Origin of the sequence: Micromonospora sp. RTGN7 (assembly GCF_033804645.1) — a bacterium.
Classification (GTDB): Bacteria; Actinomycetota; Actinomycetes; order Mycobacteriales; family Micromonosporaceae; genus Micromonospora.
Genome location: NZ_JAPZLF010000025.1, coordinates 21730 through 46929 on the forward strand (window position 1 = coordinate 21730; position 25200 = coordinate 46929).

Sequence of the window (25200 nt, forward strand, 5' to 3'; positions counted from 1 at the left end):
CCGGCCGGCACGACCCGGCCGCAGCGGCGCCCGGCACGCACCGTTCAGATCCGCGGTCTGCCGAGGAAGCGCAGGGCGTTGCCGGAGAGCAGCTTGTCGCGCTGTGCGGCGGTCAGGAAGTCGGCCTCGTGGACCACCCGCCCCACCGGGCGTTCCCCCAGCGGGTACGGGTAGTCGCTACCGAGCAGCACCCGGTCCTCCCCCATCGTCTCCACCAGCAGCCGCAGCGCCGCCGGGGCGAAGACCACCGAGTCGACGCAGAACCGGTCGACGTACGCGCTGGGCGGGGCGGTGGACGCGCCCCGGACCAGGTCACCCCGGCGGTGCCAGGCGTTGTCGGCCCGTCCCAGCCAGAACGGGAAGCTTCCGCCGCCGTGCGCGAAGCAGATCCGCAGCGACTCCGGCACCCGGTCGAACACCCCGCCGAGGATCAGCGCCAACACCGACAGGTGCGTCTCGGCGGGCATGCCGGCCAGCCAGCGGGCCATCCACCGGTCCAGCCGGGGGCCACCGGGCATGTCCCAGGGATGCACGAACACCGGCGCACCGACCTCGGCGCAGTGCTGGAGGAAGGTCACCACGCCCGCGTCGTCCAGGTCCCGGTCGCCGACGTGGTTACCGATCTCCACCCCGACGTGCCCGGCCGCGAGGCAGCGGTCCAGCTCCGCGCAGGCGGCATCCGGGTCCTGCAACGGCACCTGGCAGAACGGCACCAGCCGGTGACCGCCGGCGGCGGTCACCTCCAGCGTCAGGTCGTTGAAGATCCGGGCCACCTTCACCGCCTGCTCGGCGGGACGGTCATAGGAGAAGAAAACCGGCGTCGGCGACACCACCTGCACGTCGACTCCGTCGGCGGCCATGTCGGCCAGCCGGGTCTGCGCGTCCCAGCACTCCGCGCCGACCGGCCGGAACTCCGTCTCCCCCACCATGATCATGGCGGCCCGCTCGGAGTCCACCCGCAGCCAGGGCCAGCCGGACCCACCGCACGCCGCGCCGAGATCCGGCCACCCCTTCGGTACGACATGCGTGTGCACGTCGACCACCGGGGTTCGCGCGGCGGAACCCCTCATCAGCCCTTGCCCGGGTGCAGCGCGCCGCACCCGCCGCAGGTGCGCGCGGCCTCGTCGGCGTAGAACGCGCCGAAGACCGGGGGCAGGTCGGCGGCGATGTCGCGGACCTGCAACTCCACCTCGTGCACCTGGTGCCCGCACTCCAGGCAGTACCACTGGAACTTCTCCAGGGTGCCCTCATCGCGGACCCGCTCGACCACCACGCCGATCGAGCCGACCTCGGGCCGCTGCGGCGAGTGCGGGGTGTTACGCGGCAACATCCACATCTGGCCCTCGCGCACGTGCACCGTACGCGGCCCCTGCGGGGTCATCAGGTTGACGTGCATGTTGCCCTTGACCTGGTAGAAGAACTCCTCGTACGGGTCGACGTGGAAGTCGGTGCGCTGGTTCGGCCCGCCCACCACCATCACGATGAAGTCGTCGGAGCCGGGGAACATCTCCCGGTTACCCACGGGCGGCTTCAGCAGGTGCTGGTTCTCCGCGACCCAGCCCGGAAAGCTGAACGGCTCGGCGATCTCACTCATGACTGACCTCTCGACGGAAGTAGGGCCACGGCCTGTATCTCGATCAGCAGGTGCGGGTGCGGCAGCTGATGCACGGCCACGGTGGTCCGGGTCGGCCCGGTGGCGTCGAAGAACTCCGCCCACACCTCGTTGTAGCCACCGAAGTCGTTCATGTTGACCAGATAGCTGGTGACCTGGGCGAGGTCGGCGAGGTCGGCGCCCACCGAGCGCAGCAGGTCACGGACGTTCCCGATCACCGCCCGGGTCTGCGCCCGGATGTCGAGGTCCGTGGTGCCCAACTCGTCGACCGAGACCCCGGCGAAGGTGTTGTCCGGCCGCCGCGAGGACGTACCGGAGACGAAGACGAATCCGCCCGCGACCTTGACGTGCGGAAACGCCCCGCGCGGCACGGCCTTTCCCGCGACGACCCGGGCCCCGTCAGCCATGCCTGCCGCCCGCCGACGGCGCGGAACGCAGCGTGGCGGTGCCGAGCTTCTCGACGACGGCCCGTACGTGCGCCCCGGGCGGCAACGGCACGGCCGCCGTGGCGGCCCCGGCCAGGAAGACCCAGCCCTGACGCAGCCGCACCCCGTGCCGTCCGGCGAGCCGCAGCCCCTCGTCCAGCGCCCGGCGGGGGTCGCCGAGGATCGCCGCCGTCGAGCCCACCTGGGCTACCCGCCCGTTGACCTCCAGGAGCACCCCGAGGTTGTCCAGCCCGTCCGGCACCGGCGACCACGGCCCGATCACGAACGCCGCCGCCGAGGCGTTGTCGGCGATCACATCCGGCAGGGAGAAGGTGAAGTTGGCGTACCGGGAGTCGATCAGCTCGATCGCCGGGGCCACGGCACGCACCGCGTCGGCGAACGAGCCGACCGGCTCACCCGGCTCGGGCAGCCGGTCCAGCAGGAACGCCACCTCCGGCTCGACCCGGGGGTGGATGAACCCGCCCACGTCGACCGTCCCGCCGTCGGGGACCCGCATCACATCGGTGAGCCGGCCCCAGATCACCTCGTCCACCCCGACCTGGGCCATCTTCGCCCGGCTGGTCAGCCCCATCTTCAGCCCGACGAGGTGCTCTCCCCGGTCGAGCCGGCGCTGCACGAGCGCGGTCTGCACCGCGTACGCGCCCTCGGCGTCCAGGCCGATCTCGGCGGCGAGCTGGCCGATCGCCGTGGCCGTGTCGGCCGCCGCGCCCAACTGCTCGGCGACGCCTGCGGTGTCCACCCCGATCATGCGATCTCCTTCTGCCCGCGCCGACCGGCGAGGTCCAGCGCCACGTCCACGATCATGTCCTCCTGGCCGCCGACCATCCGGCGCCGGCCCAGCTCGACCAGGATCGAGCGGACGTCCACCCCGTACTTCGCCGAGGCACGCTCGGCGTGCCGCAGAAAGCTGGAGTAGACCCCGGCGTACCCGAGGGAGAGCGTCTCCCGGTCGACCTGGACGGGCCGGTCCTGGAGCGGCCGGACGATCTCGTCGGCCGCGTCCATCAGCGCGAACACGTCGCAGCCGTGTTTCCAGCCGTGCAGCTCGGCGACCGCGACGAAGACCTCCAGCGGGGCGTTGCCGGCCCCGGCGCCCATCCCCGCCAGGGAGGCGTCCACCCGGACGGTCCGGCCGTGCGGGGCGTCCGGCCCGGCCGGGGCGTCGCCGACGATCCGGCCGTGCTCGACGGCGACCACGCTGTTGGCCACCCCGAGGGAGAGGTTGTGGTGGGCGTGGATGCCGATCTGCGTCTGCGGCGCCAGCACCTGCCGGTACGCGTCGACCCGCTCGGCCACGTCGGACATCAGCAGCCGCCCGCCGGAGTCGGTGACGTAGACGCAGTGCGCCCCGTACGACTCCATGAGTCTGGCCTGGGCGGCGAGCCCGGCGGGGTCGGTCATGTGCGACATCATCAGGAAACCGGCGACGTCCATGCCGTTCTCCCGGGCCCAGGAAATGTGCTGGGCGGAGATGTCGGCCTCGGTGCAGTGGGTGGCGATCCGGACGCTGGTCACCCCGAGCGCCCTGGCCGCCCGCAGGTCGGCGATGGTGCCGATCCCGGGCAGCAGCAGCGTGGTGAGCCGCGCGGCGGTCAGCACCTCGGCGGCGGCGGAGATCCACTCGGCGTCGCTGGCCGCGCCGTGGCCGTAGTTGACGCTGGACCCGGCCAGCCCGTCGCCGTGCGCGACCTCGATCGCGGCCACCCCGGCCGCGTCCAGCGCGGCGGCGATCGTGCGTACCTGCTCGACGGTGTACCGGTGGGCGACGGCGTGCATCCCGTCGCGCAGCGTCACATCCTGGACGTAGAGGTCGGTCATCGGGTCACCGTCTCCCGCAGCGCGAGCAGCCGCTCCGCCGTGCGCAGCGCGGCCGAGGTCATGATGTCCAGGTTCCCGGCGTACGCCGGGAGGTGGTGCCCGGCCCCGGAAACCTCCAGGAAGACCGAGACCTGGAGCCCGGTCAGCCGTCGGCCCAGCGCCGGCACGTACGCGTCGACCTCGTCGAACTGCACATCCTGCTTGAGTCGGTAGCCGGGGACGTACCCCTGCACGGTCGCCACCATCTCCGCCACCGACGCGACGATCGCGGCCCGGTCGGCGTCGGCGTCGGCGTCGGGGCAGAGGCAGTAGACCGTGTCGCGCATCAGCAGCGGTGGGTCGGCCGGATTCAGCACGATGATCGCCTTGCCGCGCCCCGCGCCGCCGACCACCTCGATGGCCCGTGCGGTGGTCTCGGTGAACTCGTCGATGTTGGCCCGGGTGCCCGGCCCGGCCGAGCGCGACGCGATGGAGGCGACGATCTCCCCGTACGCCACCGGGGTGACCCGGCCGACGGCGGCGACGATCGGCACCGTCGCCTGCCCGCCGCAGGTCACCATGTTCACGTTCGTCTCGTGCAGGTGCTCGTCGAGGTTGACCGGCGGCACCACGTAGGGGCCGATCGCGGCGGGGGTCAGGTCGATCACGGTCCGCCCGTACGCCCGCAGCACCTCGTCGTTGCGCCGGTGCGCGCCGGCCGAGGTGGCGTCGAAGACCAGCGCGATGTCGGCGAACTCGGGCAGCGCCACCAGCCCGTCGACGCCGTCGGCGGTGGTGGCCACGCCGAGCCCGCGGGCCCGGGCCAGGCCGTCGGAGTCCGGGTCGATGCCGGCCAGCGCCACCATCCGCAGGCTGTCACTGAGCCGGAGCACCTTGATCATCAGGTCGGTGCCGATGTTGCCGGAACCGAGGATCGCCACGCCCGTGGTCATCGGTCACCCTCCGTCGAGAAACAGGTCCGCACCGAGCCGAGCCCGGAGATCCGGGCCTCGTACGCCGCACCCGGCGTCACCGCGACCATCGGCCCGAGCGCACCGGAGAGCACCACGTCACCGGCGCGCAGCGGTTCACCGGCGCGGGCCAGCGTGCCGGCGAGCCAGGCCAACGCGTGCAGCGGATTGCCCAGGCAGGCCGCCCCGGCGCCGACGGAGACCGGCTCCCCGGCGCGTTCGAGGACCATCCCGCACAGCCGCAGGTCCACGTCGGCGAGCCGGCGCGGCGCGGTGCCGAGCACGAACAGCCCGCTGGAGGCGTTGTCGGCGACGGTGTCGACGATCGAGATGTCCCAGCCGGCGACCCGCGAGTCGACGATCTCGATCGCCGGCAACACGTGGTCGACGGCCCGGATCAGGTCGACCGTGGTGATCCGCTCCTCGGTGAGGTCCGCGCCGAGCACGAAGGCGATCTCCGCCTCGACCCGGGGCTGGAGCAGCCGCCCGAACGCCACCTCGTCGCCGTCGCCGACAGCCATCGCGTCGGTGAGCACCCCGAAGTCAGGCTGGTAGACGCCGAGGTTCTCCTGCACCGCCCGGGAGGTCAGCCCGACCTTGGCGCCCACCCGGCGTTCGCCCCGGTCGTGCCAGGCCCGCGTCTGGCGCCGCTGCACGAGGTACGCCGACGCGACGTCCCCCTCCGGCAGCAGCCGGCCACGCAGCGGCGGGCAGGGCTTGCCGCTGGCCCGGGCCGCGGTCAGCTCCCCGACGGCGGCGTCGATGTCGATGTCGGTCAAGTCAGGTCCACGCAGACGTTGGTGAGTTCGGAATAGAAGTTGAGGGAGTGCACGCCGCCCTCGCGGCCGATGCCGGACGCCTTCACCCCGCCGAACGGGGTGCGCAGGTCCCGCAGGAACCAGGTGTTGACCCAGACGATCCCGGCGTCGAGCCGGGCACCGGCGCGGTGCGCCCGCCCCACGTCCCGGGTCCACACGGTCGCGGCGAGGCCGTACTCGGTGCCGTTGGCCAGCGCGTACGCCTCCTCCTCGTCGTCGAAGGGCGCCACGTGCACCACCGGGCCGAAGATCTCCTCCCGGTTGGTGCGGGTGTTCGGGCCGAGCCCGGTGAGCACGGTGGGGCGCACGTACGCGCCGCCGTCGCGGGCGTCGCCGAAGGTCGGCGACCCACCGCCGGCGCGCACCTGCGCGCCCTCGGTGCGGGCCAGGTCGTGGTAGCCGAGCACCTTGTCCCGGTGCTGGTGGGAGATGAGCGGCATGTTCACCGTGGCCTCGTCGGCCGGCCACCCGTACGCCAGGGCGTCGGCGGACTTCGCCAGCCGGTCGACGAACTCGTCGAAGACCGGGCGCTGCGCGTAGATCCGTTCGGTGCAGAGGCAGACCTGCCCGCCGTTGGTGAAGCTCGACCGCACCGACCCGGCGATCGCCGCGTCCAGATCCGCGTCGGCGAAGACCAGCCCGGCGTTCTTGCCACCCAGCTCGAACGAGACGGCCTTCACCCCGTCGGCGGCGGCCCGCATGATCGCGCCGCCGGTGGCGGACTCACCGGTGAAGGTGATCGCGTCCACCCCGGGGTGCCGGGTGAGGAACTCACCGGCCGAGTCGGGACCGAAGCCGTGCACCAGGTTGAACACCCCGTCGGGCACCCCGGCGGTGGCCATCACCTCGGCGAGCAGGGTCGCCGAGGCGGGGGTCTCCTCGCTGGGCTTCACCACCACGGCGTTGCCGCAGGCCAGGGCCGGGGCGACCTTCCAGGTGAGCAGCAGCAGCGGCAGGTTCCACGGCACGATCACCGCAACCACGCCGACCGGCTTGCGGACCGCGTAGTTCAGCGCCCGCCCACCGCCCGGGGTGACCGTGGTGAACGACTCCGTCGGCGCGGTCGCCACGATCTCCGCGAACGCCCGGAAGTTGGCCGCCCCGCGCGGGATGTCGAGGGTGCGGGCCTGGCTGATGGACTTGCCGGTGTCGGCGACCTCGGCGGTGACCAGGTCGTCGAAGCGGCGCTCCAGCTCGTCGGCGACCCGGCGCAGCACCTCGGCGCGCTCGCGTTCACCCATCCGTCCCCACGGCCCGCGCAGCGCCGCCCGGGCGGCGGTCACCGCGTCGTCCACGGTCGCCCGGTCGGCCTCGACCACCTCGAAGACCGGCTCCCCGGTCACCGGGCTGCGTTTGGTGAACCGCCGGCCGGCGGCGCGGAACTCCCCGCCGACGAAGTTGCGCAGCAGCCCCGGCCCGCCCGCCGCCCGCCCGGTCATCAGGCCGGGGTCCCAGTGGGCGCTCATCGCCGCCGCTTCCGGGCCAGCGCCGCGCCGGCCATCCCGGCCAGCAGCGCCGCCGCACCGGCGGCCACCGCCCCCAGCACGGCCTGCTGGCCGCGGACCCGCCGCCGCACCTGCGCGTACGGGGTGGTGGAGAACGACACCAGCTCGTACTGCGAGACGTACCGGCCGGGCAGCGCCCGCTCGAGCGCGTGGTCGAGCTCCCGGCGGGCCTGGAAGACCGGGGAGGCGACCTTGTCGCGCATCTCCACGAAGTTGGCCAGCGCCATCCGGGCGATCGCCTCCGCGTCGGCCTGCCGCCGCGCCTGGAACAGCGGCAGCGCCGCCGCCCAGTCGTCACCGCACTCGTCGAGGCAGCGGTCCAGCACCACCACGTCCTCGAAGGCGCAGTTCGCGCCCTGGCCGTAGAACGGCACGATGGCGTGCGCGGCGTCGCCGATCAGGCCGACCCGACCGCCGGTCTGCCAGGGGGTGCAGCGGACCGTGCCGAGCACCCCGACCGGATTGTGCTGGTAGTCGTCGATCAGGTTCGGGGCGAGCGGGACCAGGTCCGGGTAGTGGGTGGCGAAGTGTCGTTCGATCGCCGCCGGGCTGCTCAGCGAGGCGAAGCTCGCGGTGCCGTGGGTGGGCCAGAAGAGCGTGCAGGTGAAGGAACGGTCCGGATTCGGCAGGGCGATCATCATCGAGGTGCCGCGCGGCCAGATGTGCAGCGCCGCCGGGTCGAGGGCGAACTCCCCGCCGACCGCTGGGATGGTTAGCTCCTTGTAGCCGTAGTCGAGGAAGTCGAGGCTCTCGCCCAGCACCCCGTACGCGAGGAGCTGCCCGCGCACCGCGGAGCCGGCCCCGTCTGCGCCGAGGACGACCGGCGCGGCGGCCGTGACCTTGCCCTGCGGCGTCTCGAAGGTCATCTCCCCGGTGCCCGGGTCGAGCCCGACGAGCCGGTGGTCGAACACGGCCCGCACCCCGGGCAGCGCGGTGGCGGCGGTGAGCAGGGCGTTGTTCAGCGCGCCCCGGCTGATCGAGTTGATCGCCCGGTCCCCGGCGGCGCTGTACGACTGGAACTGTGGCTCGCCCGCCACCGGGTGGATCATGCGCCCACGCATCGGCAGCGCGTCCGCCATCACCTGCTCGGCCAGGCCGATCCGGCGCAGCGCGTCGAGCCCGCGCTCGGAGAGTGCGAGGTTGATCGAGCGTCCCCGTTCGGCGGTCCCGGCGCGCGGGTCTGGACGGCGTTCGTAGAGCGCCACCCGGTAGCCGCGCCGGGCCAGGAAGCAGGCCAGCAGGCAGCCGGCGAGCCCGGCCCCGACGACGGCGATCTCGTCGTGTTCCGTGCTCATGGGTGACCCTCCACCGTTGCGGCCAGCGCGTCGGCGACCCGCCAGCAGTCGTGATACGTCGAGTAGAGCGGGACCGGGGCGAATCGGATCACGTCCGGCTCCCGGGCGTCGGCGATCACCCCGTGCTCGTGGCGCAGCCGCTTGGTCAGCTCGCCCGCGCTGCCCCCGGCGATGCGCACCGAGAGCTGGCAGCCCCGACGCTGCGGTTCGCGCGGGGTGACCACCCGCAGCGGCCGGCCGGCGGTGGCCGCGTCGAGCAGTCGCTCCAGGTACCCGGTGAGCCGGACGCTGCGCTCCCGCAGCGCCGGCATCCCGACGGAGTCGAAGACCGCCAGCGAGGTCCGCACCGGGCCCATGGCGAAGATCGGCGGGTTGGAGATCTGCCACGCCTCCACGGTGGCCGGCGGGCGGGACACCGGGGTCATCTCGAACCGGGTGGCCGCCTCGGTGCTCCACCAGCCCTCGAAACGGGGCAGGTCGGCCCGGCCGAGGTGGCGCTCGTGGACGAAGACGCCGGCCAGCGCGCCCGGGCCCGAGTTGAGGTACTTGTAGGAGCACCAGGCGGCGAAGTCGACGTCCCAGTCGTGCAGCGCCAGCGGCACGTTCCCGGCCGCGTGTGCCAGGTCCCAGCCGACCACCGCGCCGGCGGCCCGACCGGCGGCGGTGATCGCCGGGATGTCCAGCAGCTCGCCGGTGAGGTAGTTGACCCCGCCGAGCAGCACCAGCGCGACGGTGTCGCCCTCGGCGGCCAGGAGGTCCAGCACGTCGGACGTGCGCAGGGTGTCCTCGCCGGGGCGCGGGGTCAGCCGGACCACCGTGGCGTCGGGGTCGAGGCCGTGGAAGCGGGCCTGGCTGCGCACCGCGTAGCTGTCCGAGGGGAACGCGCCGTCCTCGATGACGATGCGGGTCCGCTCCCCCGCCGGGCGGTAGAAGCTGACCATCAGCAGGTGCAGGTTGACCGTGAGGGAGTTCATCACCACGGCCTCCGTGGGCCGGGCGCCGACCAGTCGTGCGACGGGCCCGGTCAACAGCTCGTGGTACGACAGCCAGGGCCGGTCGGCCTCCAGGTGCCCCTCGACGCCGAGCCGGCCCCACCCGTCCAGGTCGGCGAGGAGGTCGGCGCGGGTGGCCCGGGGCTGCAGGCCCAGGGAGTTACCCGCGAGGTATGCGGCCTCCGGGTAGCGACCGCCGTCCGCCGGCGGCACGTGGAACAGGTGCCGGTGCCCGGGATCGGCCTTGTCGAGGCGGTGCGCCTCCTGCTCCGAGGGGCGCGTCGCGTCCCGCTCCGAGATGTCCATGTCGTGCTCCTCGCTCACATCGCCGTCCGGGCCGACCACAGCTCCGGGAAGACCACCCGGGCCATGCTGCGCTGCAACCAGGCCAGGCCGGCCGAGCCACCGCTGCCGACCTTGGCACCCATGGCCCGCTGCACCGCCTTGACATGGTTCCACCGCCAGTCGCCGAACTGCTCGGCGACCTCGGCCAACGCCTCGCCGAGCAGGCGCAGGTGGTTGTCCGGGCCGCCGTCGTCTTCGTACACGGCCACCCAGGCGGCCTCCACGGCCGGTTCCGGCCGGTGCTCCTCGGCGACGTCCCGGGCAAGCAGCTCGGCGGGCATCTCGAAGCCGCGTCGGGCCAGCAGGGCGACCACGTCGTCCCAGACGCTCGGGGCGGCCAGCTCGGCGGTCAGCGCGGCGTGCACCTCGACCTGCCGGCGGAACGGCCGGATCAGGGTCGGGTCGCGCAGGCCGAGGAGGAACTCCAGGTGCCGGTACATCGCCGACTGGAAGCCGGAGCCCTCGCCGAGCAGGTTGCGGAACCGGTTGAAGTCCGCCGGGGTCATCCAGCGTAGCCCCTTCCAGGCCGCGTTGAGCCCCTCCAGGTGCAGGCCCGCCCGGCGCAGCGGAACCAGGGCGTCCCAGACCCGGTCGGCGCGCAGGCAGCGCTGCGCCTCGCGCAGCTCGTGGCAGGTCAGCCCGAAGTACAGCTCCATGATCTGGCTGATCATCAGGAAGGACATCTCGCCCGGGTCGTCGCTGAGCGGCTGCTGCAACCGGTGCAGGGTGCTGGCGTGCACGTACGCGTCGTAGGGCACCCTCTCGGCGAACTCCAGGGTCGGTTCGCCGCCGTTGCGGGCCGCCCGGGCCGCCCGCTGCTGCGGGGTCGCGGGGCGGACCGCCACGGCCGGCGCGGGGGCCTGCAGGTCCGTCTGCTCCACCTGTCGTCTCCTCCCTGAGCCGGATAGCGTCATGGTGCCCCGGTGGAACGCGAAACGGAATGCCGATTCGACGGCACTACCCGCCTTCGACCTGCCATGGCAAAAGCGAGTCTCCCATCGTGGTTTCGGAAAGGAAGGTCACGCGTGGACGACATGGACTGGGCGCTGCTGGGCGAACTCCAGGCCGACGCCCGGCTCTCCTTCAGCGAGCTGTCCCGCCGGGTGCACCTGTCGCCGCCGGCCGTGGCGGAGCGGGTCCGCCGGCTGGAGGAGTCGGGGGTGATCACCGGCTACCGGGCCCACATCGACCTGACCCGGGCCGGCCGCACGGTGGTCGCCCTGATCAGGATGTCCTGCTACGGGTCGCGCTGCATCCTGCACGACCCCGATGTGGCGGGGTGGCCGGAGATCCTGGAGATCCACCGGATCACCGGTGACGCGTGCAGCATGCTCAAGGTCGCCGCCGGCTCGATCGGGGGCTTCGAGCGGGTCATCGACCGCCTCGCCCCGTACGGCCAGCCGTCGAGCACCATGGTCCTCTCCACCCCTCTCGACTGGCACCCCGTCACCCCACTGGAAGGAAGGGCACCTTCTTAACGTCTCCGGTATAGGAAGGGCCCCCTTTTAACGCCTCCGGGGTTGCCGCACCCCTGCCCGCCGCACCGCCAGCGGCGGGTTTGCCCCCGGGCCACGGGGAAAGCAGGGCGGAACCACCCGGGGGAGGATTCCGGTGCCCGGCACCGGGAGAGGGGAAATCATGCGGGGGCTCACCGCGACACATCGCGCCCTTTCGGCCGTGTTGACCGTGCTCGGCGTCGTCGGGGCGTTCGTCCTGGCCACCGTCGCGCCGGCGCGGGCCGGGGAGAACACCTTCATCGAGGTCACGCCGAACAGCGCGCAGACCGGCACCCGGGTCCACATCCGGGCGGGCTGCGACAGCGCCAACAACCGCCAGGCGGAGGCGCAGTCCGACGCCTTCGGGCGGGTGATGCTCAAGCCCGACAACGGCTTCCTGACGGGGGAGGTCACCATCCCCGGCGACAAGCAGGCCGGCGAGTACGCCGTCGAGCTGCGGTGCGCGAACAACGCCGCCGCGACCACCACCCTCACCGTGCTGAACATGGCGCAGCCGAGCAAGGGGCCCAACACCGGAGGCGGCGGCACGGCCGACGACGGCCGGGGCACCGGCTCCCTGCTGCTGGTGGGCGGGCTGGCGGTGGCGGCCGTGGCGGCCGGGTTCGGGGTGTTCGGCACCCGTCGGCGCACCGGAACGCGAACCTGACGAGGTCCGTCATGGCCCGCCGACGTACGCGTGCCGGCCCGGCCCGGGAGCACCGGAGCACCATCCGGCGGGCTCCGGGCCGGGTCCGGGCGGCGGGCCGGCTGGTGGCCCGGGGCTACGGTCGGGTCGCCCGGGTCGTCGGGCAGATCTTCTCGGCCAGCGTCGCCACGACCGACCCGACCGCCCGCCCGGCGTCCGTCGCCGCGGGTCGCGGCGCTACGGGCCCGGGCCGGCGTCCGCTGACCCGGTCGGGCCCCGGCGCCCCGGTGCTGGTCATCGCCGCCCTGATGGCGTTGATCGTGACGATGCTCGGCGTCGAACGGGTGACCGGGTACAGCATCCTGCCGGACCGGTTCATTGCCGGCCTACGCCCGCCGCCGAAGAAGTTCCCGATCCTGCCGGCCAGCCGGCCGGTCGCCATCACCAGCGACAAGATCGACCTGGACGCCCCGGTGCACGAGGTCGGCATCGCGGCGGACGGCAGCATCGGGGTGCCCGCCGCGGACCGCGCCCAGGAAGCGGGCTGGTACGACCAGGGGCCGACCCCCGGCCAGTACGGCCCAGCGGTGATCGTGGGACACGTCGACACCCGAAGCGGGCCGGCGGTCTTCCACGGGTTGAAGGACCTGCGCACCGGCGACCGGGTGGAGATCCACAGGACGGACCGTTCGGTGGCGGTCTTCGAGGTCGACGCCGTGCACCGCTACGACAAGGCGCAACTGCCGGTGGACGAGGTGTACGGGGACTTCAGCCGGCCACGGTTGCGTCTGATCACCTGCGGCGGCCGATGGGTCGGCGGCGAGACCGGGTACGCCGACAACGTGGTCGTGTACGCCTCACTGGTGAAGGCCCGCCACGAGTGAGGCCGCCGCCCCGGTCGGGGACCGAACCGCCCGCCTCCGGTCCGGGCGGGCCGGCCCGGGGCGGGCCGGGGGTCAAGCCGGGCCGCCGGTCGGGTCAGGCCGCGGCCTCGGGTTCCCGCAGGTCGAGCCAGTCGGCCCAGCGCGGGTCGGGGGTCCGGTGGCCGAGCACCCGCCAGGCCGTCCCCTTCGGGACGCTGGGCGACGAGTGCAGCCGCCAGCCGAGCTCGGCCGGGGTCTTGGCGCCCTTGGTGTGGTTGCACCGGGCGCAGGCGGCCACCACGTTGTCCCAGGCGTGCCGGCCGCCTCGGCTGCGGGGGAAGACGTGGTCGATGGTCTCCGCCGGGCCCCGGCAGTAGGCACACCGCCAGCCGTCCCGGGCGAAGATCGCCCGCCGGGAGAGCCCGACGTGGGTGCGGTAGGGCACCCGGACGAACCGGGTGAGCCGGACCACCGAGGGGACCGGGAGCGCGTCTCGGGCGCTGTGCAGGATGCCCTCGCCGTGGGCCACGCAGACGGCCTTGGCGGAGAGGACGAGGATGGCGGCGCGACGCACCGACACGACACACAGCGGCTCATAGCTGGCGTTGAGAACCAGCGCGCCGGAGCCCACCGTGGGTCGTATGTCAGGCATCGAGCTCACCCTCCCGGTCCAGCCGCTCCCACCGCTGGCCGCGCCGGACGCGCCCGCGCATGACGGAACCACGTCCGGCGCCGGCAGGATCACCGACGTCCGTTGCGCCAATCGTCCCTGATAAGACCCGGGATTGCACGTACTAATGTCGGAAGCCTGGTAGGCATCACCCGGAACCGGACAGATCTGGCCTCTGAGCAGGGCCGGACCCCTCGACGCCTCTCGACTTTTTACACCCGTTTTCGACCTCAGTTGTGCCGGATCTGTGCCCGATGATCATGCAACACGCATTGAACTTGATGAACTTGATCAAGGTAGCCCAAGATCACTAGAGTGCCTGGCGTGAAGCGGGAAGCTCCCTCGAAGCACTGGCCATGGGTTCTCCTGTCCCTCGTCGTCCTGGCGTGCACAGGTGCGCTGGCCGTTCCTGCGGCGTGGGCGGTGAGAGCCCAGGTTGAGGCGGAACGGGGAGAGCAGGCCCCGGATGCTGCGGTAGCCGTCTACCTGCTGCGGCTGAGTAGCGGGGATGATGGCGGGCTTCGCCGAGTGCTTGCCGCCGACCGCCGCGAGAATCTGGTACGCCAGTGGCGCGCGTACCGGGCAGAGATGTCGAGATCGGCAAACCCGCCGAGCAAGCTGGAATCAGGCCCGTTGCAGGTCGACCACGTCCGAGGTGGTGGTGTCGCCCTGGTCGCCACTGAGGTTCACGCGGTCTGGTGGCAAGATCGGGTGTCGCTGGTGGGCAGTCGGCACCTTTGGCGCTTCGAGGTCCGGAAAGGCTACGGCGGGTGGCGGGTCTGGACGGTTGAGGCTCCGGCTTGGTGTGGCGGCTACATCCGTACTAGCCACTGCTGAGCGGACACCGGCCACTGATCGTCCGCCGCCTACTCAGTGGGCTTGACGAACGTGCCCTTCCCGGGCACCACGTAGACCAGGTCCTCGGCGACCAACACCCGAACCGTGTGCAGGATGGTGCCGCGGGCCAGGCCGTATTCCTGCTGGAGCCGGGCCACGCTCGGGATCGGCCGGTTGGGCAGTAGGTCGCCGCGCTCGATCTGCTCGCGCAGAATCGCCGCCAACTGTTGGTAGACCGGCACCGGCCCTTCGGGGTCGATCACGTCTCGACGGTATGCGGGTGCGGACGACACTGGTCAGTCTTGGTAGACCATGGACCACCATGTACCGGTTGCGATATCGTGCGATAAGCCCGCTGTGCTGGTCGCGGAGACCCGAACTCGCCCCAGCACGGCGGTACCCCCTGCCCCGGCCGGGCTCCTCCGAACCGGTCGGGGCAGGGGCCACCGCAGGGAGGAAGATCGTGTCTCCTGACGCACGCGCCGTAGCCCACCTCCGGCCCCCGGCACCGGGCGAGAAGCTGCTGATCAGCCGAGAGGCGTCGGTGCAGTTCGCGGGACAGCCGGCGTTCATGTTCCGGGTGATCTCGGTGTGCCCGAAGCCCAATTACCCGGGCTGGATCTGGGTCACCGGCTACCAGCTCGACGGCCAGGGCCAGGCCGTTGCCAAGCGAGAGATCTACGTGCGGCTGGCTGGTCTACAGCGCGTGCGTCGGTCTGACGGGTACCCGGGGTCGGACTCGGCTTTCGTGTCACGGCCCGGCACCCGGCGGACACCGCCACAGCAGCGCTCTTGACCTGACCGGGACCGGCCACGGCGTCGGCTCCTGGACGACGGCCCCGCCCACGGCGGCAACCTCCCCCTTCCCAGGTGCAGGGTTTGACCTGACCCGGACTTCGGTAGGGGCTGGCACGGGGGGTCGCCTGCTCGGCAACCGCGGGCGCCGCCCCCATGCTTGGGGCTTGCCGGCACTCCCCTGCGCGGCATTCTCGGAGCCAAGCTCCGGCGGCGGCCCGTTCCAACGCCGGGGTACACGAGGCTTGGTCCGCTCGGTTTCGGGGAGCTGTGCCGGCTGCGGTTGTTCTGGTAGGCCGTGCGCCGGGGCGTGACCGGCCGGAGGCCGCACGCGCGCCCCGGCGCGGACACGGCGGCGGGCCGTAGGCCCGCCCTTGACCAAGTAAAGAAAGTCTGAACACACGCTTTAGTCATGCTGTGTCAGTGGCTGCCTCGTCTGCCTGGGGTGACCTGGGTGGTGGCAGTTTGGGGTGCTGGCTGACGGCGCTGTTTTTTAGGTCGCTCAAGGTGGATGCCGCCGCGTCGCGTCGCGCGGTGAACGCCTGCGGCTCGGCTGCTGCGAGTTCGTCGAAGTACCGCACGCCTTCCGCAACTGCATTAAGGATCTGGTCCGACGGCTCTCCGAGAATGCGCGCTACGTTTCCCATATTCCACAGGGATACGGCGAGGTCGGGAAGGTAGGCGTCGCGGTTACCCCCGGTCAACTCCCGGTGCAGGTCGACGGCCTCCTGACTGACGGCCAAAGCCTCATCCCGCCGCCCCACCTCCGCCAACTGGACCGCGTGATTGTTCACCGACATGGCGAGGTCGGGAAGGTAGGCGTCACGGTTACCCGCGGCCAACTCCCGACGTAGGTCGACGGCCTCCTGACCGGCGGCCAAAGCCTCACCCCGCCGCCCCACCGCCCCCAACCGGAGCGCGTGATTGTTCACCGACGTGGCGAGGTTGGGAAGGTAGGCGTCACGGTTACCCGCGGCCAACTCCCGACGTAGGTCGACGGCCTCCTGACTGACGGCCAAAGCCTCATCCCGCCGCCCCACCTCCGCCAACCGGAGCGCGTGATTGTTCACCGACGTGGCGAGGTTGGGAAGGTAGGCGTCACGGTTACCCGCGGCCAACTCCCGGTACACGTCGACGGCTTCCTGACTGACGGCCAAAGCCTCATCCCGCCGCCCCACCTCCGCCAACCGGACCGCGTGATTGTTCACCGACATGGCGAGGTCGGGAAGGTAGGCGTCACGGTTACCCGCGGCCAACTCCCGGTACAGGTCGACGGCCTCCTGACCGGCGGCCAAAGCCTCACCCCGCCGCCCCACCGCCCCCAACCGGACCGCGTGGTTGTTCAGTAGGAACGCTCGACCATGTGGCTCGGTCGTCCCTGCTGCGGTGTGCAGGGCGTGGGTGGTCAACGCGAGCGCGATCGGGCCGAACTCGATCGACGGGTACGGCACCCGGCGGGCTGTGCGCTGGGCCCAGCCAGGGCCGAGTTCAGCCGTGGCGAGCAGGGCGGCAACCCGGGGTGCGAGGATTCCGGGGAACTGAAGGCCGACCTGGAGCACCGCCTCGGTCATCACCGGCAGATCCGCGGTCAGCGCCACGTCGATCATCTCCGTGGCGTCAGCCTGGTGGGTTCGAGCACGACTCAGGACCGTCAACGCCTGCATCGCCTGACCGGAAGCCAACCCGTGCAGCACCCTGCTGCGCTCGGCCAGAGTGCTTTCTCGCAGGACCGCGACCGCGAGGTCCTCAGCGAGCAAGTCCGGCTGCAACGTCCCCAACCCACCACCCGTCCCCGCCCCCGGATACAGACCGTACAACCAGTCCACATACCCATCCACCACCTCCGGCAGCGCCCCACCCAGACCCGGCACCCGGCGAACCAGATCCATCGCCTGCTCACGATTGTCCGCGCCTAGCAGCGCCGCCACGGCGACTAGCCGCCGCAACACGGCGTCGGCAGCCGGCCTACCCGCACCTGGTAGCCCGTCGCGGCGAGCCCGGTGCCGCCAGTACCGGGCCTCATGACCCAGCACCTCAGCCAACACGTCGTACCGGTCATCACCCCGCGGCCCACCCAACACCGCCAGCAGCGCCTGCGCATGCAACCGCAACACCGGAACATCCGAACCCGCGGCATCAACCAGACCAATCGGAGCCAAGGGAACGTTATCCGCAGGACGGCGACGCAGCCGACCGGCGAACGCCACCACCGCCTCAGCCACGATCTCCTGCGGGCTGTGATCCTCAATGCGAGCCGGCACCCCGATCACATTCGACGGCACGGTCAACGCATCCACCAGATGCGCCTGCGGCGGGTATGCCGCCGACAGCGACGACCACCACAACCCGGCCGACCGGGCCAGCAACAACACCCGCACACCACCGGCCCGCTGCGCGACACACAACAGGTGCGCCAACTCCTGCGCGTCACGGCCCTCGGCGTAATCCACCGTCAGCAGCAACCGGCCCGGCCGCTCACCCGCCTCAAGCAGCCCGACAACCTTCGCCTCCTGGTCGTGCGCCACCGGCCAACACGTCCAGCCCGTCAACCGGCCGGCAAAATGTCGCGCCAACCGGGTCTTACCCACCCCACCCGCACCCACCAACAGCCGCACGACACTCGCCGCCGGATCCGCGCACCACCTGTCCAACGTTGCGAGCAGCCACCCCCGACCCACGAACCCGACCACCGCCGCCTGCGGACGCAACAGCGACACCACCGACTCCGGCAACTCCGCCACCAACGCCCCCGCGACCACCCGATCCCGCTGCTCACCCCGCTCCCACGCAGCCCGAACCCCCTCAAGCACAGACGGCGCGAACGCTGACACCACCGCCGCCGTCGCGCCCGCGACCACAGTCCAAAGCAGCTTGTCATCGGTGACCAACGCCCATACCGCCGCCGCCACGACCACTGCGGGAGCCAGTGCCACCCACCAGTAGCGCCGGATCCACCTCACCCAATCCCGAAGCACACCCCGCACAGTACTGAAGGTGATCGAACCGACACACGGTCGATCGCCCGAGAGCAGCATCCGTTCATCGGGCATGTGCGTGCGCTGCCACCGTGCCCAGGTATCACCGAACGTAAACAGAATGACAAAGCAACCAAGGTCGGCTGTCGCGCATGTGCTGGCACGAATCCGTCAAGCATGTGGTGGGACTAGAATCTCCAGTCGTGCTACGTGCAACGGCCGATGCGTTACAGCCGATCTTGCATACACCGCTCGATGGCATTCGCCGCTTCACTGACTGACACGACCCCGGTATCGATTCGCACGTCTGCGACCGGAAGGCGAAGCGTCTGCTCGACAGCCGCAAAGCGTTGATCTTCATCCCCGGTACCCCGCGACCGGATGCGCCTGGCGAGTACGGCTGGCTGGGCATATAGCTCGACTACAGTCCAGTTCGCCTCGGTGCCGTCAGCTATAGCTTCAATTGCTTCGATCTGGCCAAGGTGCACGACTGGCACCCGGCCTAACTCCCATAGCTGCTCAAGCCCGAAGCAATCAACGAAGTATGTTGCGCCGTATCGAGTGTTCTCCCACAAAATCGCACCCGGTTCATGCCGCAACTTATCTGCTTGATCTGGGCTGATCGTCCGATAGCCGCTCATCCTTCCAGGCCCGCACTTCAGCCGCTTGAAGTGCGCGAAGCGCGGGTATCGGCCGACCATTTCAGCGGTGATTGTGTCTTTTCCGGTTGCCGGAGCGCCGTAGAGGATTACGCCTTGTCTCACAGTTCAGCCACCTTGCCGAGCAGCTCTTTCGCTTGCTCCTGAAGCGGCCTTGCGCCAGCGGAGTTGTCGACTCGGACATGCGGCACCTTCGGCGCGAACGCGAGGTCAAGTAGACCGACGTACTCGTTCCATTTTGCAAGCTTGCATTCGTCTCGGGCGGCACCACGACGACGGATGTAGGTGTGCATGGTAAGGGCGTCGCAGTAGACCCAGACGGCTTGAAGACTTCCATTGTGGGCTGCCACGGTAGCCGCAAGCCGATCACACCACGCCTGATCGCTCAGTTCCTTTAGGAAGGGCGCGGTCACGACTACCGACGCACCGCACTGCAAGTTCTCGTCCAAGGTCGCCATCAGGGCCTCATATTCGGCGGGCCTGATGATCGTCAGATACGTCTCTGACTCTCGATCATGCGGGGAGTGTCCCAAGTGCTCAAGCGCGGCCTCAACCACGGGGCGGGTCGTTGTGTCCTTATCGAGGATCGCCCAGCCTGTTTGGCGAGCGATGATGCGCCCCAGCTCTGTCTTCCCCGAGCCTGGATAGCCTCCAACCAGGATCACGCGGGGGCCTCGCCGGTCCGTCTCCGCTGCGGGGTTGTGAACGATCCTGCTTGAGCGCGCCCGGTTGATCACAAGCCCCTCCTCGGCAAGCATCGCCATCGCTCGATTGATCGTGGCGACGCTGGTGTTCCAGGACTCGGCAAGGCTCCTGGTCCCGGGGAGCTGTCGCCCATGCACCAGCCTTCCGGACTCGATGTCGTTCCGGATGGCCTGTGCGATCACGAGCGCGGCCGTCCCGCGCTGTAGCTCCTCCGGTGGATCTGACTGGGCGTTCATCGAGGGCTCCTTGTCGATGGGGGCTTGACGGTCACGAAGGCTGTGCGAGCTAACCCCCGCAGTGGCGTTTTCGCAGGTCAGCGGCCAACTTTCGTGGAACTGAGTGTATCTGTTGACTCACTCTGAATCAACCTGTTAGCCTCTGATCCAAGCTGATCCGCTCTGTTACATCGGGCGGCGACGACGGACCGGGTCTAAGTGCCCAGTAGTCGCAGGAACGACACAAACGTGAAGAGACAGAGGAGAGCGACGAGATGCGGAACATCCCGGTGAACTTGGCTGGCTTCAAGCTGCGGGTGGTGGAGGAGCCGTCGATCAAGACGGATCAGGACGGCAGGGTGAAGACGGCTTACGGGACGGATGACCCGCTGTTCGTGGTGGGCGTGTTCGCGAAGCCGGTGGCGACGGAGGACGGCTACCGGGGCAAGGGCGAGGAGTTGAAGGTGACGCTTGTGGCTAGCCCGGAGGGGATCGAAGAGGGTGACGTTGTGGAGCTGATCGGGCCGACGGTGTCGCACTGGGAGAACGAGGGCCGGTCGGGGTTGTCGTGGAAGGCGCAGGGCCTCAAGCCGGTCACGCGCTGATGTAGGAGTCTTCGGCCCTGCCCCTGGTGTGGTGGGTGACCCGTTCGAGTCGGGTCGGGGCGCTTTCGTCGGGAATGTGGTCTGCATTGGCCTCATGCTCGGGCGGGTTGTTCTTTGAGAATTTCACAGTGGATAGAACCTTGCCTAAAACTGGCCGTATTTCATTCTCGTGATTCGAAAGGAGTTTGTCATGTCGGACTTCGAGTTGATCCTTATTGGGTTGTTGTTGCTGTCGGTTTCTCTGAACGTTGGTTTGATTCGTCGTGAGGGGCGTCGGTGGCGTCGGGTGTGGCGTCTTTCTGGTCGGGAGTAGCCGCCGGTCGGTGGTTTCTATCCGCCCTTCGGAGCGCTTTTCCGGGGGCGGGTGGTGCCCACCGATCGCGTGGGGAAACCGGAAGGGACGGCGTATGAGTTTGGTGCCGGAGATCGTGAAGGCGTGGACCGGGCGTGGCCGGTATGAGGCGCTGGTCGGCAACGTGCAGGGTCTGGCGATGCTGCTGGATGGGGCAAAGAGCCTGATCAAGGCGTGTGAGCCGCCGCCGGGGACCTTGTACCAGTACGCGGCCCGGATCGAGGAGTTGGAGGACGCACACAAGCAGGCGGTGGAGGCGCTGCGGGCGTTCCATGTGCGGGTGAAGACGTACGAAGCCGACTTGGTGGCCAAGCCGTGGAAGGTGAGCTGATGTCGTACCAGATTAGCGACACGTACGACGGGATCGACCGGGCGATGCGTTTGATGCGCGGGTCGATGAAGGGAATGCCGGAACGGCACCGGTACATGCGGCACTACGACGACCTTCGTAGGGCGGTGGCGGTGCTGCTGGTCCTGCTCGAAGAGGCTACCCCGTGGATGGACGAGACGCGGGAAGCGAAGCAGGCCACGACCCGCGCGAAGCAAATGTTCGACGCGGTGCGCTGAAAGGTTCAACGGAAGGCCCGGATTGGTGATCCGATCCGGGCCTTCCTCTTGCCCAAAACACGACATTACTAATTGCCGACAAAATTGTGAAAGTGGGTGTGGGAAATGGGAAAGCGTAGTCAGGGGTGGGAATGGCGGGTTGCGGGTTGGGCCGCGCGGCACCCGGGGTTCGTTGCTGCTCCGGCCGCTGTCGCTGCTGGTGTGGCGCAGCTCGGGCCGGTGACCGCGGGTGGTGTGGTGGCGGGTGCGGTCGCGGCGGGTGTGGGCTGGTACCGGGGTCACCCCGATTCGTGGTCGGCGGTGGCGGCTCCGCAGTTGCGGGCGCTGCGTCGTCGGTGGCTGTCTCGGGCGTACCTCGGGCCTTGGTGGTCTCGGGTGGCTGAGGCGTGCGGGCTGGTCACCGTGCACCGGGTTACCGGCGTCGTCAGTGTTCCCCGGGTGATCCGCATCCGGTCGCACTCGCCATCGACGGAGACCGTGTACGTGCGGTTGTTGCTCGGGCAGACGCCGAAGCTGTGGGAGGAAGCCGCGGACGCCCTGGCCGCCGCGCTCAAGGCGGAGCGGGTCGGGGTGGAGCGGGTCCGCCCGCAGGTGATCGCGTTGATCGTGCAGCGTTCCGAGCCGTTCACGTCTGTGATCGTTCCGCCGGACCTGCCGGGTGACGCTGACGCGGCCAGTCTCGGGCGGGTGTACCTGGGTGAGACCGAACACGGCACCGACTGGTACGCGCCGTTGCTCGGGCAGCACTGGCTTGTCGGCGGGGCGTCCGGGTCGGGGAAGAACTCGGTGACGTGGATGGCGTTGCGGGCGTGCGCTCCGCTGATCCGTGACGGCCTGGTGCGGGTGCACGTGGTCAACCCGAAGGGCACGGAACTCAACGCGCTCAAGCCGGTGTCGTACCGGTACGCCGAGACTGACGCCGACATCGTGGAGCTGATGGGCTCGTTCTGGGAGACCATGCAGGGCCGTAAGCGGGTCCTCGCGGAGCAGGGGCGGCGGACCTTCGAGCTGTCCCGGGAAACCCCCCTCGACCTGTTGGTGGTTGATGAGTTGGGGGCGGTGACCGGCTACGGTGACCGGTCGTTGACCCGCGGCGTTCAGGCGGTGTTGCCGCTGATCCTGTCGCAGTCCCGGGCGCTGGGCGGCAGCGTGATCGGCGCGCTTCAGGAACCCACCAAGGACGTGATCCCGCAGCGGGACCTGTTCAGCCTGCGGGTGTGCCTGCGGGCTACGTCGGCCGGACACGTGGACATGGTCCTCGGTGAGGACATGCGCCGCCGGGGTGCCCTGGCCGACGAGATCCCGAACGTGGCGTCCTCGGCCGGGATCGGCTTCGTCGTCAAGCAGCGGTCGCGGACCCCGGTGCGGGTGCGGGCTGCCTACTGCGATGACGCCGACATCGCCGAACTCGTGCACGTCGCCGGCTGGCCGGTCTCCGAGCTGGCTGCGACGGGGCAGCGGTGAGCGACATGAGCCAGACCGGTAGGCCGGCTCGTCCGCCTCGGCCCGTTCGCAAGCTGAGTAAGCGCCTGGACGTGGCCCGGCAGCTTCACGACCTGGAGCAAGACACCGCGCTCGACATCGTGGACATCGAACGGCTCCGGGCGAGCGTGACCCGGTGCCTGTGGCTGTTCCTCGCGGTCGGGTCGGTGTTCACCACCACCGGCGTCCAGGACTTCCTAGCCGGCGACCGCAGTCCCGCCGATCCGGTGTGGTGGGGCTGCTGGGGCGTCGAACCCTGCCTAGTCGGCATCCTCATCACCATTTTGCGCTGGGAAGCCGCGATGATCGCCCGGGACATCGACATCGACTCCCGGGCCGTGGACTGGCTGAAGCGGTTCCTCCTCGGCTCCACCCTCGTCATGAACGTCATCCCGGCCCTGTTCCCCCGCGAAGGCGGCATCAGCCCGGGAATGCTCGCCGCGCACTTCATGGTCCCGATCCTCGTGTTCTTCCTGGCCGAGGTCATGCCGATCGTGCAGGCACGCTGCACCCAAGCACGCCGGGCCATCACCCTTCCCGAGAAGGCACCAACGCCCGTCCCGCCTCCGGCACCGCCGGTCGCTCCGGCTTCGGCTTCGGCTTCGGCTTCGGCTTCGGCGATCGTGTCGGCCGGCTTCATCGAACCCTCCGCCCCGGCGCAGGTTCCGGCGTCCGCTCCGGTCCAGGTGCAGGCCTCGGTTCCGGTTCCGTCACTGACGGGTGGTGCCGCCGCGGAGTCGTCGCCGCCGGCGCTGGACGGGCTGGGGATTCCGGCCGGAATGCAAGCCCAGATCCGGCGACTCGTCGACGAACTCGACCGGCCGGTGACCGCCGTCGACATCCAACAGGCCACCCGGCTACCGCTGTCGATCGCCGCACGGGTTGCCGACCGGCTGACCCCGGCCACGGCCAACGGCTACGCGCACTAACCCACCGTCTCGCGTTCGTTCTCGCCTGCCGTGCTCCTGCGCCGGGGCACGGCAGGCCCGTCTACGGAGGGATTCCATGTCACCACCACCTTCCCCCGCTCGGCCGGCATACGACGGTGAAGCCGTGTTGACCCGGTGGATGCGCACCCCGGCCTACCGGGAATGGCGGGCCGGCGTCGAGAGCGTCCAGGGCTGCCTACAACCCGTCCGCCTGGTCGGCAAGTTCGAGGTCCGACACATGGGCACCGGTGACCTGATCGCGTCTCGGCAGGGCCGGGTATGGGCGTCCTGCGGCACCCGCCGATCGGCCGTGTGCCCGACCTGCGCCGAACGGTACGCCGCTGACGCCTGGCACCTGATTCATGCGGGCATGTCCGGCGGCAAAGGCGTCCCCGCCACCGTGGCCCGGTCTACCCGCCTGTTCGTCACCCTCACCGCCCCCTCCTTCGGCCCCGTACACAACCGACCCGGCAAGCGGCCCTGCACCTGCCGACGCTGGCACCCCGAAGGACACCCGCTGCTCGGTAACCCGATCAACCCCGACACCTACGACTACCCCGGCGCGGTGCTGTGGCAGGCCCACAGCGGGAAACTCTGGCACCGCTTCACCATCGCCCTACGCCGGGCCGTCGCCGCCGCGGGTGGCCTCACCGTCCGCGAATCCGGGGCGCACCTACGGATCTCCTACGCCAAGGTTGCCGAGTACCAACGGCGCGGCCTGGTCCACTTCCACGCGATCGTGCGCGCTGATGGCCCGTCCGGTCCGGACTCGTCGCCTCCGGGGTGGCTCACCCCCGACGTGTTGGCCGACGCGGTGCGGTCCGCGGCCTCGTCCGTCCAGGTCGACACCGCACGTCCCGACGGAACCCCGCTGCCGCTGCGCTGGGGCACCCAAGTCGACGTCAAGGACATCACCGCCACCGACATCGACATCCCCGACGGTGGCGACGATGACGACGGGGACCAGGTCGTGCGTGACAACCGGCTTGCCGGCTACATCGCCAAGTACGCCACCAAGGGCACCGGCGCGACGGAGACCGGAGACCGGCGTATCCGCTCACAGGCACACATCGACCGGCTACAGGTGTCCGCTCACCACCGGGCCATGATCCAAGCCGCGTGGGACCTCGGCGGCCTCGACCAGTACGCCGAACTCAAGCTTCGCCACTGGGCGCACATGCTCGGCTTCCGCGGCCACTTCCTCACCAAATCCCGCATCTACAGCACCACCTTCAAAAACCTCCGAGCTGAGCGCCGCACCCACCAGATTCAGACCGCGCTCACCGACGCCGGCCTACCCGAAGACACCGACGTAATCGTGGTCAACGACTGGCAGATCCTCGGCGTCGGCTACGACTCCCGCGAACAACTCGAACTCGCCGCGGCGATCGGTGACCGCATCCGCTCCGCACGACGACAAGCACGAGAGGAACCCCGATGAGCGCCACCCCCACCGACCGGCTCTGGAGCGTCGCCGACGTCTCGGCGTTCCTCGGCATCCCCGTCGGCACCCTCTACCAATGGCGACACCGCCGCATCGGCCCCCGCGCCTCCCGCATCGGCCGACACCTCCGATACGACCCCGCCGACGTCCGGGCCTGGTTCCACCAGAAGGCGGCCTGA

The 25200-nt window shown here is 70.3% G+C and carries 26 protein-coding genes and 1 pseudogene; 11 read left to right on the plus strand and 16 right to left on the minus strand.

What is annotated here, in order from left to right:
* Positions 1-44: 44 nt before the first annotated feature.
* The 11 genes from SNR22_RS26105 to SNR22_RS26155 are packed head-to-tail and all read right to left on the minus strand — an operon-like array spanning position 45 to position 10662.
* Complete coding sequence (locus SNR22_RS26105) at positions 45-1070, minus strand: amidohydrolase family protein (protein ID WP_320069313.1); 1026 nt, start codon at positions 1068-1070, stop codon at positions 45-47.
* Positions 1070-1594, minus strand: a complete 525-nt coding sequence (locus SNR22_RS26110; RefSeq protein ID WP_320069314.1) for a 3-hydroxyanthranilate 3,4-dioxygenase — start codon at positions 1592-1594, stop codon at positions 1070-1072. Before SNR22_RS26110 ends, SNR22_RS26105 begins: the two co-directional genes overlap by 1 nt.
* Positions 1591-2019: a RidA family protein gene (locus SNR22_RS26115; RefSeq protein WP_320069315.1), complete on the minus strand. Its 429-nt coding sequence runs from the start codon at positions 2017-2019 to the stop codon at positions 1591-1593. The genes SNR22_RS26110 and SNR22_RS26115 overlap by 4 nt, the downstream gene beginning before the upstream one ends.
* Positions 2012-2806, minus strand: a complete 795-nt coding sequence (locus tag SNR22_RS26120) for a 2-keto-4-pentenoate hydratase (protein WP_320069316.1) — start codon at positions 2804-2806, stop codon at positions 2012-2014. Before SNR22_RS26120 ends, SNR22_RS26115 begins: the two co-directional genes overlap by 8 nt.
* Positions 2803-3876: a 4-hydroxy-2-oxovalerate aldolase gene (dmpG, locus tag SNR22_RS26125; protein ID WP_320069317.1), complete on the minus strand. Its 1074-nt coding sequence runs from the start codon at positions 3874-3876 to the stop codon at positions 2803-2805. Before dmpG ends, SNR22_RS26120 begins: the two co-directional genes overlap by 4 nt.
* Complete coding sequence (locus tag SNR22_RS26130; RefSeq protein ID WP_320069318.1) at positions 3873-4808, minus strand: acetaldehyde dehydrogenase (acetylating); 936 nt, start codon at positions 4806-4808, stop codon at positions 3873-3875. Before SNR22_RS26130 ends, dmpG begins: the two co-directional genes overlap by 4 nt.
* On the minus strand, positions 4805-5596 hold the full coding sequence (locus SNR22_RS26135; protein WP_320069362.1) for a 2-keto-4-pentenoate hydratase: 792 nt from the start codon (positions 5594-5596) through the stop codon (positions 4805-4807). The genes SNR22_RS26130 and SNR22_RS26135 overlap by 4 nt, the downstream gene beginning before the upstream one ends.
* Positions 5597-5601: 5 nt before the next feature.
* A complete protein-coding gene (locus SNR22_RS26140) occupies positions 5602-7083 on the minus strand; it encodes a 2-hydroxymuconic semialdehyde dehydrogenase (protein ID WP_320069363.1) in 1482 nt (493 codons plus the stop codon).
* Positions 7084-7106: 23 nt separating this feature from the next.
* Positions 7107-8444 (minus strand): NAD(P)/FAD-dependent oxidoreductase, encoded by a 1338-nt coding sequence (locus SNR22_RS26145; RefSeq protein ID WP_320069319.1) that lies wholly within the window; start codon positions 8442-8444, stop codon positions 7107-7109.
* Positions 8441-9742 (minus strand): kynureninase, encoded by a 1302-nt coding sequence (gene kynU / locus SNR22_RS26150; protein WP_320069320.1) that lies wholly within the window; start codon positions 9740-9742, stop codon positions 8441-8443. Before kynU ends, SNR22_RS26145 begins: the two co-directional genes overlap by 4 nt.
* Before the next feature lie 14 nt (positions 9743-9756).
* The gene (locus SNR22_RS26155; protein WP_320069321.1) at positions 9757-10662 is read right to left on the minus strand and encodes a tryptophan 2,3-dioxygenase; all 906 of its coding nucleotides are present in this window, start codon (positions 10660-10662) and stop codon (positions 9757-9759) included.
* Positions 10663-10806: 144 nt separating this feature from the next.
* On the opposite strand from SNR22_RS26155, the gene SNR22_RS26160 reads away from it, so the two are divergent.
* The 3 genes from SNR22_RS26160 (at position 10807) to SNR22_RS26170 (ending at position 12807) form a co-directional block, all read left to right on the plus strand.
* Positions 10807-11259: an Lrp/AsnC family transcriptional regulator gene (locus tag SNR22_RS26160; protein ID WP_320069322.1), complete on the plus strand. Its 453-nt coding sequence runs from the start codon at positions 10807-10809 to the stop codon at positions 11257-11259.
* Between the two features lie 160 nt (positions 11260-11419).
* The gene (locus SNR22_RS26165; RefSeq protein ID WP_413775710.1) at positions 11420-11944 is read left to right on the plus strand and encodes a hypothetical protein; all 525 of its coding nucleotides are present in this window, start codon (positions 11420-11422) and stop codon (positions 11942-11944) included.
* 11 nt (positions 11945-11955) lie between these two features.
* Positions 11956-12807 (plus strand): class F sortase, encoded by an 852-nt coding sequence (locus tag SNR22_RS26170; RefSeq protein ID WP_320069323.1) that lies wholly within the window; start codon positions 11956-11958, stop codon positions 12805-12807.
* A gap of 94 nt (positions 12808-12901) precedes the next feature.
* Here the strand turns inward: SNR22_RS26170 and SNR22_RS26175 are convergent, their stop codons facing one another.
* A complete protein-coding gene (locus SNR22_RS26175) occupies positions 12902-13438 on the minus strand; it encodes an HNH endonuclease (protein ID WP_320069324.1) in 537 nt (178 codons plus the stop codon).
* Positions 13439-14322: 884 nt separating this feature from the next.
* Positions 14323-14556, minus strand: coding sequence for a winged helix-turn-helix domain-containing protein (locus SNR22_RS26180; RefSeq protein ID WP_320069325.1), 234 nt, complete (start codon positions 14554-14556; stop codon positions 14323-14325).
* 200 nt (positions 14557-14756) lie between these two features.
* Here SNR22_RS26180 and SNR22_RS26185 point away from each other — a divergent pair.
* Positions 14757-15014: pseudogene (locus tag SNR22_RS26185) on the plus strand (hypothetical protein); the annotation flags it as partial.
* A gap of 484 nt (positions 15015-15498) precedes the next feature.
* Here the strand turns inward: SNR22_RS26185 and SNR22_RS26190 are convergent.
* The 3 genes from SNR22_RS26190 to SNR22_RS26200 form a co-directional block, all read right to left on the minus strand.
* The gene (locus SNR22_RS26190) at positions 15499-18048 is read right to left on the minus strand and encodes a tetratricopeptide repeat protein (protein ID WP_320069327.1); all 2550 of its coding nucleotides are present in this window, start codon (positions 18046-18048) and stop codon (positions 15499-15501) included.
* Between the two features lie 242 nt (positions 18049-18290).
* Complete coding sequence (locus SNR22_RS26195) at positions 18291-18827, minus strand: kinase (protein ID WP_320069328.1); 537 nt, start codon at positions 18825-18827, stop codon at positions 18291-18293.
* Positions 18824-19663 carry a GntR family transcriptional regulator gene (locus tag SNR22_RS26200; RefSeq protein ID WP_320069329.1) on the minus strand — a complete coding sequence of 280 codons (840 nt, stop codon included), beginning with the start codon at positions 19661-19663 and terminating at the stop codon, positions 18824-18826. Before SNR22_RS26200 ends, SNR22_RS26195 begins: the two co-directional genes overlap by 4 nt.
* A gap of 254 nt (positions 19664-19917) precedes the next feature.
* Between SNR22_RS26200 and SNR22_RS26205 the strand changes: the two genes are divergently transcribed.
* The 7 genes from SNR22_RS26205 (at position 19918) to SNR22_RS26235 (ending at position 25200) form a co-directional block, all read left to right on the plus strand.
* Positions 19918-20247: a hypothetical protein gene (locus tag SNR22_RS26205; protein WP_320069330.1), complete on the plus strand. Its 330-nt coding sequence runs from the start codon at positions 19918-19920 to the stop codon at positions 20245-20247.
* A gap of 407 nt (positions 20248-20654) precedes the next feature.
* A complete protein-coding gene (locus SNR22_RS26210; RefSeq protein WP_320069331.1) occupies positions 20655-20930 on the plus strand; it encodes a hypothetical protein in 276 nt (91 codons plus the stop codon).
* The gene (locus SNR22_RS26215) at positions 20930-21166 is read left to right on the plus strand and encodes a hypothetical protein (RefSeq protein WP_320069332.1); all 237 of its coding nucleotides are present in this window, start codon (positions 20930-20932) and stop codon (positions 21164-21166) included. The genes SNR22_RS26210 and SNR22_RS26215 overlap by 1 nt, the downstream gene beginning before the upstream one ends.
* Before the next feature lie 375 nt (positions 21167-21541).
* Complete coding sequence (locus tag SNR22_RS26220) at positions 21542-22630, plus strand: cell division protein FtsK (protein ID WP_320069333.1); 1089 nt, start codon at positions 21542-21544, stop codon at positions 22628-22630.
* Positions 22631-22635: 5 nt separating this feature from the next.
* Positions 22636-23577, plus strand: coding sequence for a hypothetical protein (locus SNR22_RS26225; RefSeq protein WP_320069334.1), 942 nt, complete (start codon positions 22636-22638; stop codon positions 23575-23577).
* 139 nt (positions 23578-23716) lie between these two features.
* On the plus strand, positions 23717-25018 hold the full coding sequence (locus SNR22_RS26230) for a replication initiator (protein ID WP_320069365.1): 1302 nt from the start codon (positions 23717-23719) through the stop codon (positions 25016-25018).
* On the plus strand, positions 25015-25200 hold the full coding sequence (locus SNR22_RS26235) for a helix-turn-helix domain-containing protein (RefSeq protein ID WP_320069335.1): 186 nt from the start codon (positions 25015-25017) through the stop codon (positions 25198-25200). Before SNR22_RS26230 ends, SNR22_RS26235 begins: the two co-directional genes overlap by 4 nt.